Annotated in this window: 16 protein-coding genes and 1 other RNA gene; 4 read left to right on the forward strand and 13 right to left on the reverse strand. The window is 45.5% G+C overall.

The features are described 5' to 3' along the window. Positions 1–11: 11 nt before the first annotated feature. From mraZ to ACZ1GZ_RS15525, 6 genes are all read right to left on the reverse strand, one after another. Positions 12–452: a division/cell wall cluster transcriptional repressor MraZ gene (gene mraZ, locus ACZ1GZ_RS15500; RefSeq protein WP_472668329.1), complete on the reverse strand. Its 441-nt coding sequence runs from the start codon at positions 450–452 to the stop codon at positions 12–14. Between the two features lie 344 nt (positions 453–796). Next, positions 797–1200, reverse strand: an RNA gene (gene rnpB / locus ACZ1GZ_RS15505) — RNase P RNA component class A. Positions 1201–1270: 70 nt separating this feature from the next. After that, positions 1271–1804: a lytic transglycosylase domain-containing protein gene (locus ACZ1GZ_RS15510; protein ID WP_472665784.1), complete on the reverse strand. Its 534-nt coding sequence runs from the start codon at positions 1802–1804 to the stop codon at positions 1271–1273. A gap of 142 nt (positions 1805–1946) precedes the next feature. Continuing rightward, positions 1947–2708 carry an N-acetylmuramoyl-L-alanine amidase gene (locus ACZ1GZ_RS15515; RefSeq protein WP_472665785.1) on the reverse strand — a complete coding sequence of 254 codons (762 nt, stop codon included), beginning with the start codon at positions 2706–2708 and terminating at the stop codon, positions 1947–1949. A 16-nt stretch (positions 2709–2724) separates the two neighbouring features. Further along, positions 2725–3435 carry a TerB family tellurite resistance protein gene (locus tag ACZ1GZ_RS15520; RefSeq protein ID WP_472665786.1) on the reverse strand — a complete coding sequence of 237 codons (711 nt, stop codon included), beginning with the start codon at positions 3433–3435 and terminating at the stop codon, positions 2725–2727. Between the two features lie 88 nt (positions 3436–3523). Further along, positions 3524–5002 carry a diguanylate cyclase domain-containing protein gene (locus tag ACZ1GZ_RS15525; RefSeq protein ID WP_472665787.1) on the reverse strand — a complete coding sequence of 493 codons (1479 nt, stop codon included), beginning with the start codon at positions 5000–5002 and terminating at the stop codon, positions 3524–3526. 243 nt (positions 5003–5245) lie between these two features. Here ACZ1GZ_RS15525 and ACZ1GZ_RS15530 point away from each other — a divergent pair, with 243 nt between their 5' ends. Next, complete coding sequence (locus ACZ1GZ_RS15530; protein ID WP_472668330.1) at positions 5246–6424, forward strand: lytic murein transglycosylase; 1179 nt, start codon at positions 5246–5248, stop codon at positions 6422–6424. A 7-nt stretch (positions 6425–6431) separates the two neighbouring features. Continuing rightward, the gene (locus ACZ1GZ_RS15535; RefSeq protein WP_472665788.1) at positions 6432–7691 is read left to right on the forward strand and encodes an amidase; all 1260 of its coding nucleotides are present in this window, start codon (positions 6432–6434) and stop codon (positions 7689–7691) included. Positions 7692–7699: 8 nt separating this feature from the next. Here the strand turns inward: ACZ1GZ_RS15535 and metF are convergent, their stop codons facing one another. The 3 genes from metF to ettA form a co-directional block, all read right to left on the reverse strand. Then, positions 7700–8623: a methylenetetrahydrofolate reductase [NAD(P)H] gene (gene metF, locus ACZ1GZ_RS15540; RefSeq protein WP_472665789.1), complete on the reverse strand. Its 924-nt coding sequence runs from the start codon at positions 8621–8623 to the stop codon at positions 7700–7702. A gap of 16 nt (positions 8624–8639) precedes the next feature. After that, positions 8640–9644 (reverse strand): ArsR/SmtB family transcription factor, encoded by a 1005-nt coding sequence (locus ACZ1GZ_RS15545; protein ID WP_472665790.1) that lies wholly within the window; start codon positions 9642–9644, stop codon positions 8640–8642. Positions 9645–9768: 124 nt separating this feature from the next. Next, the gene (gene ettA, locus ACZ1GZ_RS15550; protein WP_472665791.1) at positions 9769–11418 is read right to left on the reverse strand and encodes an energy-dependent translational throttle protein EttA; all 1650 of its coding nucleotides are present in this window, start codon (positions 11416–11418) and stop codon (positions 9769–9771) included. A 152-nt stretch (positions 11419–11570) separates the two neighbouring features. Between ettA and ACZ1GZ_RS15555 the strand changes: the two genes are divergently transcribed. Together ACZ1GZ_RS15555 and ACZ1GZ_RS15560 are read left to right on the forward strand one after the other, a co-directional pair. Next, a complete protein-coding gene (locus tag ACZ1GZ_RS15555) occupies positions 11571–12503 on the forward strand; it encodes an alpha/beta hydrolase (protein WP_472665792.1) in 933 nt (310 codons plus the stop codon). A gap of 85 nt (positions 12504–12588) precedes the next feature. After that, on the forward strand, positions 12589–13389 hold the full coding sequence (locus ACZ1GZ_RS15560) for a TerC family protein (protein ID WP_472665793.1): 801 nt from the start codon (positions 12589–12591) through the stop codon (positions 13387–13389). Here the strand turns inward: ACZ1GZ_RS15560 and ACZ1GZ_RS15565 are convergent. The 4 genes from ACZ1GZ_RS15565 to ACZ1GZ_RS15580 are packed head-to-tail and all read right to left on the reverse strand — an operon-like array spanning position 13386 to position 14690. Further along, the gene (locus ACZ1GZ_RS15565; RefSeq protein ID WP_472665794.1) at positions 13386–13619 is read right to left on the reverse strand and encodes a DUF1905 domain-containing protein; all 234 of its coding nucleotides are present in this window, start codon (positions 13617–13619) and stop codon (positions 13386–13388) included. The two genes, ACZ1GZ_RS15560 and ACZ1GZ_RS15565, sit on opposite strands and share 4 nt — an antisense overlap. Positions 13620–13677: 58 nt before the next feature. Beyond that, on the reverse strand, positions 13678–14142 hold the full coding sequence (locus tag ACZ1GZ_RS15570; protein ID WP_472665795.1) for a helix-turn-helix transcriptional regulator: 465 nt from the start codon (positions 14140–14142) through the stop codon (positions 13678–13680). A gap of 11 nt (positions 14143–14153) precedes the next feature. Beyond that, positions 14154–14381: a helix-turn-helix transcriptional regulator gene (locus ACZ1GZ_RS15575; RefSeq protein ID WP_472665796.1), complete on the reverse strand. Its 228-nt coding sequence runs from the start codon at positions 14379–14381 to the stop codon at positions 14154–14156. Between the two features lie 9 nt (positions 14382–14390). Further along, positions 14391–14690 carry a hypothetical protein gene (locus tag ACZ1GZ_RS15580; protein ID WP_472665797.1) on the reverse strand — a complete coding sequence of 100 codons (300 nt, stop codon included), beginning with the start codon at positions 14688–14690 and terminating at the stop codon, positions 14391–14393. Positions 14691–14767 lie beyond the last annotated feature (77 nt).

The following is a 14767-nucleotide window of genomic DNA, read 5'->3' on the forward strand; positions in this document are numbered from 1 at the left end:
GTTCCCTCGCCTCAGGTTGAACGAACCGATTGCTCCATTCGTTCGCGCCGGGTTTCGTCTTGCATCCTCGTTAATGCTGACGGCTCCCAGAGCTGAAAATAATCTCCGCGACCCACAAAGGTCACTTGATCCGTTATGCCGGCAAAATCGCGAATAAAATCCGTGACCACGAGCCGCCCTTCCCCATCGAGCTTCATAAAAACGCCACCACCGTGAATTAGCAGAGACATTTTGTTGGCCTCCATTGAAAACGGATCGCCCTGATCTATATGCCGCTCGAAACGCTCCAGAACCTCGGGACCAGCGATAGAAATCGCCGGAAACACAAAATCTTGGAACACATACAGATCTCGAATATCTAACCGAGTAAGAACAGTCCTGAACGCCGACGGGACTGATACTCGCCCCTTCGCGTCCACCTTCTTTGTCACTTGCGACAAGAACCTGTTCATTACGCTTTACTACTATCCCTTTTGAGCCAAAGCGAAACATTTGCCCCCTAGCAAAAGATCGCACACACGTCTGTGCTTTTCTGACACGATGATCGGTAATCACGTCGCTAAGACCTCTATTCAGCGCCACAATTTTTTTGACCATTTGATGTATATTGGGATAGCATGGGCAAAATTGGGCGTCAATGGGATTTTATCTTTTATTAACGTTTCAATTCAAATTAATTATTCATAACTCGTTAAGATTAACGAAGCGTTAGGATTCCTCTCCAAGCTGCATCAAAATATAGGAAATCCAGCCCAAACGCCGATGTTTTGGGATCATGTTTTCTTTAAAAGGTAAATGTGTCAGTTGGCCTATAAGCCGGGTTCTGTTATCATTTTACCAGCGGTAAAATTCATGCAACCATTCGTCTGGGGCGCCGTTTACACGGTCAAATCGCCTCAAGCAACCTACCCGGATGACTAGCCTGGAAACTGCCGATGCTAAGCACCACGCCATCCCTATTTGGTTTTGCTCCCGGTGGGGTTTACACTGCCACTCTCGTTACCGATTGTGCGGTGGGCTCTTACCCCACCTTTTCACCCTTACCCGTGGACCATAAAGATCCATAGGCGGTTTGTTTTCTGCTGCACTTTCCCTAGGGTCGCCCCCGCCGGACGTTATCCGGCACCGTTATTCCATGGAGCCCGGACTTTCCTCCCCAAATCGCGAAACGCAATTTAAAGCGGTTGCCCGGCCAACTGACACGAGGCTCACTATAGCATAATCAAACCAAATACTAGAAGCAGCTTTATATATTTGGCATAAGAAACTGCTACTTCAAAATAGCCTTAACGCGCTGACAATATTTCGCTGACACTGGGTTCATACGCTTGGCATAGTGCCCGGCATTATATTTTAAAATTGCGCCACAAGTGGTGCCACCACCCCGGCGGTAAGCTTCACCTAGATATTTCATGCCGTAAGCGATGTTGTTCTCTGGGTGGTATAAATTTTTCGTCGATCCTGAATATCCCATACCGCGAGCCGTAGCCGGTTTGATCTGCATTAAACCGACCTCACCCGCGGCACCTCTGGCGCTTGCGTTGTAATTGCTTTCAATCTGAACAACAGCCCGTGCCAGTGACACCGGGACACCGTTTTTCTTCGCATGCTTTTGGATGAGTTTATCGTATGGTGAAGCAGTATAACCTGAAGCAGAACTTGTTGTGGTTGTTTGTTTAACACTACTTTTTTTAACCGACGATGTTTTTGTGGTTTTATCTACTTCTTTATCGCTGCTTGTTGTTTGGCAAGCAGATAGCATGAGCGCGCTGCCCAAAAGGCAGGCCGTGACCATAACTCTCATCAATATTTCCTTAAAATTTCTTGTAAATCAGCGACCAAATCGCTCAGTGTTTATTGCGCCTCTAAACGGCGAAATTCAGTCCAAATTGTGGCACTGCAGTAAACATGTGTTGCAAGAAATAGAAAAAACAAACATTTCGCGATTAAGACAAGGCCGAAAGCAAGCGATGTAGCGTTTCGATGGTCGACATATCTGCAATCCCATCTACTTTTTCAGGACGAAAATGACGTTGAAACGCAATGATATCCTGTTCAGTACGCTCATCAAACTCACCTGTAATATCTGTGCCATAGCCATAAAGCGACAACATGGATTGCAATGCTTCAATTGGCTGTCCACTTTCACCGCGCATGAAATATCGACCACTTCGGATTGGGGATGGATCAACCAGATGCCCAATGCCATTGGCATACAATTCCTGCCAAGGAAACCACTCTCCTGGATCCCGCTTGCGTGCTGGTGCGATGTCAGAATGGCCCAAAACACGTTCAGGCAAAATGTCATGGCGATCAATAATAGATTTCGACAATTCAATTACAGAGGCGATCTGAGCTTGCGCGAATTCTGGACAGCCAAATTCGTGACCAGGATTTGCAATCTCAATTCCGATGGATCGAGAATTAATATCACTCTCACCCTTCCATATACTTTGCCCTGCATGCCAAGCGCGATCCTGTTCGCGAACCATTTGCGTCACTTGGCCAAGCTCATCGACAAGGTAGTGCGCAGATACCTGAGATTCCTCAATGCATAGCCAATCTCGTGCAGCAATTGCTGTTTCCATAGCGGTGTAATGCAAGATGAGCATGTCAGGTCGACTAACGCCGCGGCGCTCGCCAAAATTTGGAGACGGGTGAACGATCGCAGCGGAATAATCCGGAGCAAAATCTGTACATGACGACATTGTTAAAGAACCCGCATTAACTTGGAACCTGCATTTTCTTCACGGCTTCAAATGCAAGATTTAATTTTGCCATGCGCTCTCCAGCCATGGACAAAAATTCGTCCGGCACGCCACGAGCTCGCAAATTGTCAGGGTGACTTTTCTTCGCAAGCTCACGATATCGCCGCTTAATCTCGTCAAAGGGGGTGTTTTTTGTAACACCCAAAACCGCAAACGGGTCCATGCCATCAGGATGAACATGACGCGCAGAAATCTGGGAGAAATGCGCTTCATCCAATCCAAAGATTTCAGCAATATGCTGCAACAATTGCTCTTCGCGCTCATGGATCACACCATCTGCTTTAGCGATATGATAAAGACCATCAAGCACATCTTGTAACACCGGACAATTGCGATCACCTGAGCTACAAAGACCTGACAAACGCGTTGCATAAACCTCGTAGCCGGCAACATCCTGCTTGGCTAAATTATATAACCTTGAAACATGCGCAGCCTCATCTTCTGGGATTTCAAAGATATCCTGAAATGCAGCAACCTCAGATTCAGTTACAATCCCATCTGCTTTCGCCATCTTTGCGGACAAAGCGATAATTGCCACAGAAAAAGCAACCTTGCGACGCGTTTCAGGATCACCCTCAAACGTGGTTCTTACGGCTTCAATGATGCTGGAGACAACACTCTTGGCGGTCTCGCCAACTTTGTCCAGAATTTCGCAAATCGATAACATACGATTTCTATACAATAATACTCATGTATTATCGAGCAATTTCTGCATAGTCTCACCAGATAGTGAACGAGAACTTATCTATGTTGAACTAAACCGAACGCTTGGCGCTACCGACAATATCACCTTTGACTAAAAGGCGCTTGAATTCCATTAGGCATTTAACCTGTTCAGCATGTTCCACACCGTGCAAAATAACGCGCAAATTCATACAATCTGCCAGGCGAACAAGATTGACCAAAAGCTCATATGAACTTTCATCAAAAGCGATGTCTTTCACCCAATTCTTACCGAGGATCAAATATGTCGACTTCAGCTTTTTACCCAAACCAAAATTGCTAATGTCACCGCTAAATCCTTGCGAGGCAATACGCACCCCAAGTCTAATCAGTTCATCAAGACTATTTTCCATAAGCTGTGCATTGTCAGAGCGATGAAGGGTATCAAATGAGAATACAAAATCATGGCCTGTAAGTTTGTGTTCTTTTAATAAACCAGCGAAATACTCAGTAAATGTCGGGTCCAATAATTGGTCTGAATCGAGATGCAACACCACAGTTTTGCGCTGGGTCCAGCCAGACATTGTTTTCATCGCACTTTCCAATATCGCACGATCAAACTGAACAACAAGACCTGTTTCCTTCAATATTTGTGTATATTGGCTATCAGAAAAATCACCAAATTCCGGGTTTCTGCTTTTAGCTGTCACATCGAACATCGAAAACGCTAAATCGGACGCAAATGCAATCGGCTGAAATTCAAGGTCGAAATCAGCTGTAAATATCATTTTACGAAGAGCTTGCTTAAAATCATGCTTTAAGCGTGTTTCCTGCTCCATCTGCTCACAGAAAAAGCGATGCGCGGAACCTGAAACTGTTTTAGCTTTGTAGAGCGCCATATCCGCACGCTGTAACAACATGCCAATATTATCGTCGCTTTCGCGCCCCCATGTAATGCCAACGCTTCCACCACCTTCGATCTCTGATTGATCAATTTGATAAGGTTGTGACAAGATTTTGATGAGGTCTTCACAAAATTCATCGACCTGGACAAAGCTCGGGCCGCCATCCCAAGTTATGACAAACTCATCACCACCCAAACGATAACAATTCACATGATAGGATGACAAACGACGCAAACGATCTGCTAACTCACAAAGCATTTTATCACCAGCCGCATGGCCAAGCGTATCGTTGATAAATTTAAAGCGATCAAGGTCTAAGAGCATCAAAGCACATCTATTTTCTTGTGAATATGCTTTGTCAAATATCGCTTTGCTATCTTCAACCAAACCACGACGATTGCGCAGCCCGGTTAGCTGGTCTTGATAGGCAATTTGCTCAAGCTCTTGAACTTGGTTGCCTTTGCTCATTTCCGCAATATGCGATGACATGGGAATACCACTTGCAGCCAATAGTGGCGTGATATCTGTCTCTTGAATTGCGACCACAGAAAAATCACCAACAACCAATCCATAGATCGTTAGTGCAAACAAACTCAATAATGTCATCGCCGGGCATACGTAACCATCACGCATAAACTTAACCAGCGGAAACCATTTTAACTTCATGTTAAACGCTCCCATTCGCGCTGGAAGATATCACTGGCAGGTTTAATCAATTATTACTCGGAGCAAGAAGCTGTGATGTTGTTGTGAATTATGGTTAATGAAATATTAAGGCTCACAACGCATCTATGGGCTGTAAATCGTCAAACTATAGCCAAGTTGCCTATCGGGTTATAAACTTGGTACTAGGAATCAAATTGAAGTGGGAGAGCGGGTTTGCCATTTTTTTCTAACAAAACTTTATCAATGTTGGTTGCAACAGGAATTCTTGCCGGATTTAGCGCTTTGCCCAACCAAGCACATGCAGCAGCTTGTGGAGGTAAGCTTTCGACCTTTTTAAACGGCGTTAAAAAAGAAGCTATGGCCGAAGGTATCAGCAAAAAAGCAGCAGACACAGCGCTTAGAAATGCTCAAATCAACCGAAAAGTATTGTCTCGCGATCGTGCACAAGGGGTTTTCAAACAAACATTTTTAGAATTCTCAAAACGTTCCGTTAGCCAAAACCGTCTGGATCATGGTGCCAAGAACTTACGAAAATTTGCATCAACATTTGCGCGCGCTGAACAAGAGTTTGGTGTTCCAGCACCTGTAATCGCAGCTTTTTGGGGATTAGAAACAGATTTTGGTGCATTCCAAGGTGACTTTAACACTATGAACGCGCTCGTAACACTTGCTCATGATTGTCGTCGTCCTGAACTGTTTAGACCGCAACTAATTGCTGCGATTAAGATGGTTGAAATGGGCGATCTTTCACCAACTAAAATGACCGGAGCTTGGGCCGGCGAAATTGGTCAGGTGCAGATGCTGCCGGAAGATATTGTTCGCTTTGGGACCGATGGTGACGGAGATGGGCGGGTAAATCTTAAGCAGAGCTCACCGGATGCGATCCTAACAGCAGCGGCATTCATTCAGAGCCTTGGATGGCAGCGCAATCAACCATGGATCATGGAAATTAGCCTCCCCGGAGGCGCGTTCCCTTATGAAAAATCTGGGCTTCGCAAAGGGATGACCACCGGCGACTGGGCCAATCTTGGCGTAACCGCAAGAAATGGCAGCTTGCCTAACGCTTCACTCCCAGCGGATTTGTTGTTACCTCAAGGACGCAAAGGCCCTGCTTTCCTCGCATTCCCAAATTTTGATATTTATCTGGAGTGGAATAAAAGCTTCATTTACACAACATCAGCGGCGTATTTCGCAACCCGTCTAGGTGGTGCAAAGCGATATGATGCTGGCAGCCCAGATCAAGGCTTAAGCGACGCGCAAATGAAGCAGCTTCAAAATAAGCTCGTTGCGCGCGGTTATGATGTTGGCAAGATCGATGGCATTTTGGGCAGCAAAACACGTTCGGCGGTTCAAGCAGAACAAACGCGTCTTGGCATGCCAGCTGATGCTTGGCCAACACCAAGCCTCTTAAGCAAACTGTAACGGCACCATGTCTTCGTTTACTCCACAATCGCTGCGCGCCTATCTTTATGATCGGGATCAAAATAACATCGATCCCGACGATATTTTGCAACGCTCTTTAAACCGTGTGGATGAAGTCGAGCAAGATGTCGAGGCCTTTGCGTGTTTATCAAATAAAACGCAATCTGCAGCCAAAGGTCCTCTCGCGGGCATCGCAATTGGTGTGAAAGATATTTTCGACACGCACGATTTGCAGACAGAATATGGCAGTGAAATCTATCATGGTAACCAGCCAAAAGTGGACGCTGCAATTGTTGCAATGCTTCGATCTAAAGGCGCATCGATCATTGGTAAAACCACCACAACCGAATTTGCGTTTTTCAAACCTACAAAAACAAAAAACCCGAACAATTTGGACTATTCGCCTGGTGGTTCTTCAGCCGGTTCTGCAGCCGCAGTGGCTGCTGGAATGGTCACGGCTGCGATTGGTACACAAACGGGTGGCTCCATGGTAAGACCGGCCGCATTTTGTGGGGTTGCAGGCTTTAAACCAAGTTATCGGATCTTACCAACGACCGGCATGAAATATTTTGCGCAAAGTCTAGATACAGCTGGAACCTTTGCCAAATCGGTGGCAGATGTCGCGACATTTACAAGCCTTCTAACAGATCGAGACCTTGAGATTGATGAGATAAATCCATCCGATATCCGGATCGGGATCTATCAGAATGATATCCTGTCGGAAGCAAGCGAGGATATGATAAGCGCACTCGAAGCCGCTGCGTCTATTGCCGAAAAATCTGGGTTTAATGTCGTGCAACTTAAAGAACCAGAAGAGCTGAAAAAGGCCCATGCGCTGCATTCAACTATTCAGTGCTTTGAGGCTGCGCAAGCATTAGGGCCAGAATTCGCACTTTATCCTGACCTTTTAAGCGACAAGATCAAAGAAGCGATAAATGAAGGCACGGCAATTATACCTTCTGAATACGACAACGCCCGCAGATCGGCTAAAAATGCCCGACGCAAAACGCATTCGCTTTATGATGATGTCGACGTGATTTTAACACCATCAGCCCCGGGTGCTGCGCCAAAAGGCTTTGCGACAACAGGCGTAGCAACCTTTAACAAGCTTTGGACGCTCATGGGTAGCCCATGCGTCAATATTCCGGTGTTCCGTGATGGAAACAACATGCCGCTTGGTATTCAAGCCGTTGGAAAATTTGGACGTGACAAGCTGACTTTATCAGTCGCACATGCTTTGCAAACTGCATTTGAAAAGTCCGCTTAACTAAATGATTAAGCAGCTTTTTGATTAAGCGTTTTCTTAGGTTCACTATTTTGGCGAAGACCCAACAAATGACACACAGCATAAACCAGCTTAGCGCGGTTCATTGTGTAAAAGTGAAACTCTTCAAAGCCACGATCTGCTAAATCCATCACCTGCTCTGCTGCAACAGCTGATGCCACAAGAGATCTAATTTCAGGATCGTTCTCCAATCCTTCAAAACGATTAGCCAACCAAGTTGGGATTGATGCTCCGCACATATTTGCGAACTTCTCAACTTGAGAGAAATTGTGCACCGGCAGGATACCTGGAACGATTGGAATATAGATACCAGCCTTGCGCACGCGCTCAACATAACGCTCAAAATGATCGTTGTCGAAGAAGAACTGCGTAATCGCACGCGTTGCACCATTATCCACTTTGCGCTTGAGCATATCCAGATCAGTCATGAAATCAGGACTTTCAGGATGCTTCTCAGGATAGGCAGAAACGGAGATTTCGCATTCACCCATCGCTGTTAGGCCGGCCGTTAATTCAGCAGCATTTGCGTATCCATCAGGATGAGGTTGATATTGCGAACCAATACCGCTCGCAGGATCACCACGCAAAGCAACAAAGTGACGAACACCAACATCACGAAACTCTTTTGCAACGTCATACACATCACCACGGCTCGCATCCACACAAGTTAAATGTGCAGCCGGTGCAACATCTGTTTCTTCTATGATGCGTTTCACGGTCGCTAAGGTTGGTTCTTTTGTAGACCCACCTGCACCATACGTCACAGATACAAATTCTGGCTGAAATGGTGCAAGTTTAGAGATACTCTCCCAAAGTTGCTCTTCCATTTTTCCTGTTTTCGGCGGAAAGAATTCAAATGAAACACGAATTTTATCGCTATTCGCGGGAGCTCCGAAACGGTTGGATAATACCATCTGATTATTTCCTATTCTACGCAATACTAGCGCTGTTATCGCCAGCCATTAAAATTCTTGGGTCTTTGCCGAGCCATATGGATACGGTGAGGGTTTTGTCTTGGCTGTTGCCCGAAGATAAATCGGAGATCTTTTCGACATCCAATCCGTTCGCCGTCATCCATCCGCTCATTGCTTCATGGCTGAAGCCAAGACGAGCGTGGGCAAAGTCGGTACGCATATATTCAAGTTCATGCGGCGCAAAATCAATGATGACCAATCGGCCACCTGGCGCGAGCATTTTACACGCTTCATTAATTGCCGGAGCTGGATCGTGCAGAAAGTGCAACACTTGGTGAATAACAATAAGATCATAGCTTTCACGCTCAAGCGCCAAATTAAAGATATCTCCCTGACGCACAGACGCGTGCGTTATACCTGATTGATCAAGCTTATCACGTGCAATGGTCAACATATCGCGGCTAGCATCAATACCTAAACCTTTGCGATACTGATCTTTAAACAATTCCAGAATACGGCCAGTACCGGTTCCCAAATCAAGCAAACTATCAAAAGGCTGATTGCCAACCAGTTTACAAAGCTCAGCTTCAACTTTCGCCTCAGACACATGGTGCTTGCGGATTTCTTCCCACTTTTCAGCATTTTGAGAGAAGTATTCCTGAGCACGTCCCGCACGGGCGCTTTTAACTGCTTTGAGGCGCTCAACGTCATGCTGAAGCATACGATCATCCTGGGCAATCGCTTCAATAATACTATGAATGATGCTGGATGTGCGACCTTCGTCGATTAATCGAAAGTAAGCCCAAGCACCTTCTTGATAGCGTTCGATCAAACCCGCTTCACCAAGCAACTTTAAATGCCGTGAAATACGAGGCTGCGATTGACCCAATATTTCTGTCAAATCACTCACGGTTAGATCACCGTGAGACAGCAAAATTAACAGGCGCATACGCGTTGTTTCACCCGCTGCTTTAAGCAGGTCAATCGCATCGTCCATTTTCAATTTTGGTAGATCTAACATCACGTCCTCGAAAAGATATAAAGATATGTTTATATCATTTTTGACAAAAATGCAAGATCCAAAAACAAAAAACCTCGGATAAGACAGAACTCATCCGAGGTTAATTTTAAATGCATTGATGATGTTAACGCGTCAAACGCTTATAAGTCACACGCTTTGGATTAACTGCATCCGCACCAAGACGACGGATTTTATCCTTCTCATAATCTTCAAAGTTACCTTCAAACCATTCCACATGGCTATCACCTTCAAAGGCCAAGATGTGTGTGGCCAAGCGGTCAAGGAACATACGATCGTGGGAAATGATAACGGCACAGCCTGCAAAACTCTCAAGCGCATCTTCAAGCGCAGCAAGTGTTTCTGTATCTAAATCGTTGGTCGGCTCATCGAGCAGGATGACATTGCCGCCTGATTTGAGCATTTTTGCCAAATGCACGCGGTTACGTTGACCACCGGACAAATCACCAACTTTTTGCTGTTGATCGCCACCTTTAAAGTTAAAGGATGAGCAATATGCACGGCTGTTTACTTCGTGTTTGCCGAGCTTGATGATGTCGTTACCACCGGAAACCTCTTCCCAAACTGTCTTGCCCCCATCCAGCGCATCGCGTGACTGATCGACATAAGACAATTCAACGGTGTCACCAATTGTAATTGAACCAGAATCAGGTGTCTCCTGCCCGGTAATCATGCGGAACAATGTCGATTTACCAGCACCGTTTGGTCCGATAACACCAACGATACCACCCGGAGGCAATTTGAATTCTAAATTCTCGATGAGAAGTTTGTCGCCGTAAGCTTTTGTCAGACCTTCAGCTTCAATCACTACATTACCCAAACGCTCACCAACTGGGATGATGATTTGAGCATCGCCAGGACGCTTATCCGCAGCTGCTTTAACCAACTCATCATAAGCTTTAATACGGGCTTTTGATTTCGCCTGACGCGCTTTCGGGCTTGATTGGATCCAGCTTTGCTCACTTGAAATAGCACGTTGACGAGAAGCCTCTTCACGACCCTCTTGCGCCATGCGTTTTGCTTTCGCTTCAAGATAAGCTGTGTAGTTACCCTCATATGGAATGCCGCGACCACGGTCGAGTTCCAAAATCCAGCCCGTCACATTATCTAGGAAGTAACGATCGTGGGTAATCATCAATACAGAACCTGGATATTCGCGTAAATGCTTCTCAAGCCAAGCAATTGTTTCAGCGTCCAAGTGGTTGGTTGGCTCATCGAGCAGTAGCAGATCAGGCTGGCTCAGAAGAAGCTTACACAAAGCAACACGACGAATTTCACCACCTGATAGGTTTTCAACTGAACTTTCACCAGGAGGGCAACGCAAGGCTTCCATTGCCATTTCAACCTGGCTATCCAAATCCCAAAGATTTTGGCTATCGATGACATCCTGCAGCTGCGCGCCTTCATCTGCAGTTTCATCTGAATAATTCATCATCAATTCGTTATAGCGATCAAGGATGGCTTTTTTATCTGCCACACCTTCCATCACATTTTCAAAAACGGTTTTGCTTTCGTCGAGCTTTGGTTCTTGTGGCAGATATCCGCGTGTTGCACCTTCCGCCAACCAAGCTTCACCGGTGAATTCATTGTCCAACCCTGCCATAACGCGCAAGACGGTTGATTTACCCGCGCCGTTTGGACCCAAGATACCAATCTTTGCATCTGGGTAGAATGAGAGGTGGATATTTTCCAAAACCTTTTTGGAACCATAGGACTTATTGAGCCCTGCCATGTGATAAATAAACTGACGCGCCATATGAACTGCCTTATTCGAATGTAATCTTTCCCGCACATGTAAGAGATTTGCGCGCTTCGAGCAATGAATGTTTTTTTATTACGGTACTTTGACTTGAATATTCCACTAAAACTCGTCAGATACGCTGAAACCCATGAATTATGAGACCATGAATGGCAAAAATTCGCACGCAAAGTCTAACCTCAACGACAGGCGCACAGCTTCACCTTCGTACGTGTTTTACCAAAAAGACGCCTAAAGCTGTCATCCAGATTAATCATGGACTGACCGAACATTCCGGCCGCTATGAGCATTTCATGAAATTTCTAGCAAAGCATGGCTATCATTCCTATGCTCACGATCATCGCGGGCATGGTTTAACCAAAGCAGAAAAACTCCCATTTGGGCAATTTGCAAAACGCGATGGAGCCCGCAAGGTTATTAAAGACGTCCGCTTCATTCATCATATGATACGATCTGATCATGCCGGCGTCCCAATCATTTGTTTTGGACATTCTATGGGCGGCTTAATTGCTGCAAACTATGCCATCCAAAACCCAAATTCGATATCAGGCCTTGCCATCTGGAACTCTAATTTTAAAACCAGCCAATATGCACCGCTCGCAAAATTCATTTTATATCTTGAAGCATTCTTCAAAGGTTCTGATGTGCCGAGCCTATTTATGTCCATGTTAACGTTTGATACCTGGTCGAAATCCATCAAAAACGCAAAGAGCGGTTATGATTGGCTCACTCACGATGAAGAGATGATCGAGAAAATCGCCAATGATGAGTTGGGTGGCTGGGCGCCGAGCAACGCAATGTGGAGCACAATTCTTGATTTTATTATTCGCAGCGCCAATCCAAACGCGATTAAGAGTTTAAACAAATCACTGCCTATTCAGCTTGTTAGCGGAGGACAAGACCCGGCAACTAAATATGGAAAAGCTGTTGAATGGTATGCAGATCAGCTCAAACAATGCGGTCTGACACGTGTCCAATTAAAAGAATATTCAGATTTTCGACACGAAACGCTGAATGAACTTGATCGAGAAACCGCTATGAATGATTTTGTGGATTGGGCCGATCAAGCGCTAGATAATTAGGGACTTTTGAAAACGCCTCTTGGCAAAGTGATGTTGATTTTGCTACCACGACATAAATTAAACCAAATTCTGCGGAGCGCTGTAAATGCTGGAAGGCCTGTTTACACTCGATAATCTAACTACTTTTCTCATTCTAACAGCGTTGGAAACCGTATTAGGGTTTGACAATCTGCTCTATATTACGCTTGAGGCGAAAAAGGTTGACCCGGCCAGAGAGCGTGTTTTGCGACGCTGGGGTATTATCTTAGCGATTGCGTTGAGAATTGTGCTGCTCTTTGTTGTTCTTCAGCTGATCAGTGCGTTCCAAGATCCTATTTTTGACATCGCACTTCCGTTCTTCACAGCATCCGTTAGTGGTCATGCTTTGATTGTACTCGCAGGTGGCTTGTTCCTTATGTACACTGCGATGAAAGAAATCTACCACATGATTGGCGTGCCAGACCTTGAAAATGAAGGCAAGCGCGCGGTTCGCAAATCTTTTGCATCCGCACTCTTCTGGATCGTTATCATGAACGTTGTCTTCTCATTCGACACGGTTCTGTCTGCGGTTGCATTGACCGACAACTTCATTGTTATGACAGCGGCAATTGTCATTTCAGGTATCTTGATGGTGGTCATGGCCGAAAGCGTCGCAACATTCTTAGCCAAAAACCGCATGTATGAAGTGCTTGGTTTGTTTGTATTGTTGATTGTTGGCATTGTTCTCATCGCAGAAGGTGGCCATATCGCCCATCTTAACTTCTTCGGTTACCCAATCGAGCCAATGTCCAAAGCGACCTTCTACTTCGTGCTCTTTGCGCTTGTGGCGGTTGAGGTTGTTCAAAGTCGCTATCAGAAAAAACTGCTGGCAGAAAAACAACGCGAGCAAACTGGCACAAACTTTTAAGCTTTAGATATCAATATCGAGTTGGACGGCGAGCATATCGCCGTCTCCAACTTTCGCTTTTTTCGAATTTCAGCCTTAATGGGCAAAAAGTAACAACCTGATTTGCTGTCTGGAAACAAAGATGTTTTCCATGAATGCTCACCAAGCGTGACCTTAACACGGATAGAGCCAAAGCCAGGGGTCTTGGATTGAACAAATGCTTTTATATGTTCTGAGTAGTCTTTAGGCACAGTGACAAAATGCTAGCTATCGCCTGTTACGCGCCACAACTCACCTTCAAATTCATAATTAAGATCTGACATAACCACTCATTTTGTCTCGTTGTTGCGCATATTTTACAAAGTCCTGATAAGTTTTACCTGGCTCATGGGGGAAGTTTTCGTAAACCAGATCGCAGGACACAATCTGATCGATGCGGAATGAACGAAACGCAACACGCTTTTCACACCAAGCCGATACTGTCCAAACCCGCCCCCAATATTCTAATCCCAACGGCCAGATGATACGCGATGAGACTTTGTTTGACTTATCGCGATACTCTAGTTTGAGTTTTTCTCGTTTATCAATCGCATTGCGCACAATACCAAGCGACTGTTTGGTATCCTCTTCGTTCCAAACGCGAATATTGGCAGCAGAATTGACCCGCACATAAGTTCGTTCACCTGGCAGCGCATCGGCAATTTTAATAGCAGCCTCTTCCGCGGCTTGTGCCAATTCATCATCGGCAACAGCCTTCACAAGATCAGCCCCCATTTGCAAAGCTTTCAATTCCAAAGGCAGAAAGTGCAAAGGGGGATCTCAATAGGTTGGCTGATCAGATAACCAACGCCGCGCTCACCTTCAATGGGAACACCAGAGGCCATCAAACCTGCAATATCGCGATAGATCGTGCGTTGAGACACGCCCAACTCGCCTGCAATGAATTCAGCCGTGCGCAGCCTTTTGCCGCGCAACAACTGTATAATCTCAAAAAGGCGATCGACCTTGCGCAATAGGTTCTCCTAGCAGAATGCTTTCACATCCAAATGCTGCATTTTAAGTGACTTTTGATCGATTACGGCTAATAGCGCGTGGTTGCGTTCATCGGCCATAAAGTTTGCAGATGCAGCTTCCGCTGACGCAAGATCGTCCCATTCAACGATATCCATCCATTGGCCATTGTCATTGGCAACCACAGTTCGTTTGATAAAACCAGACTGATCTTCAGCAAAGGCCAACGACTGTTTGTTTGCTTCAACGGCCTGCTCGACAGTTGCATCTGAATTCAACTCGTAGCTGACTACTTCAAAAATTTTACTCATCATTATCTCCTGAATGTTTCATCCGTTATTGGAATAATGATGGATATATATTACCCCTACTGACACCTTTTGTCAGT

It is taken from the genome of Lentilitoribacter sp. JB5-8 (assembly GCF_055693385.1).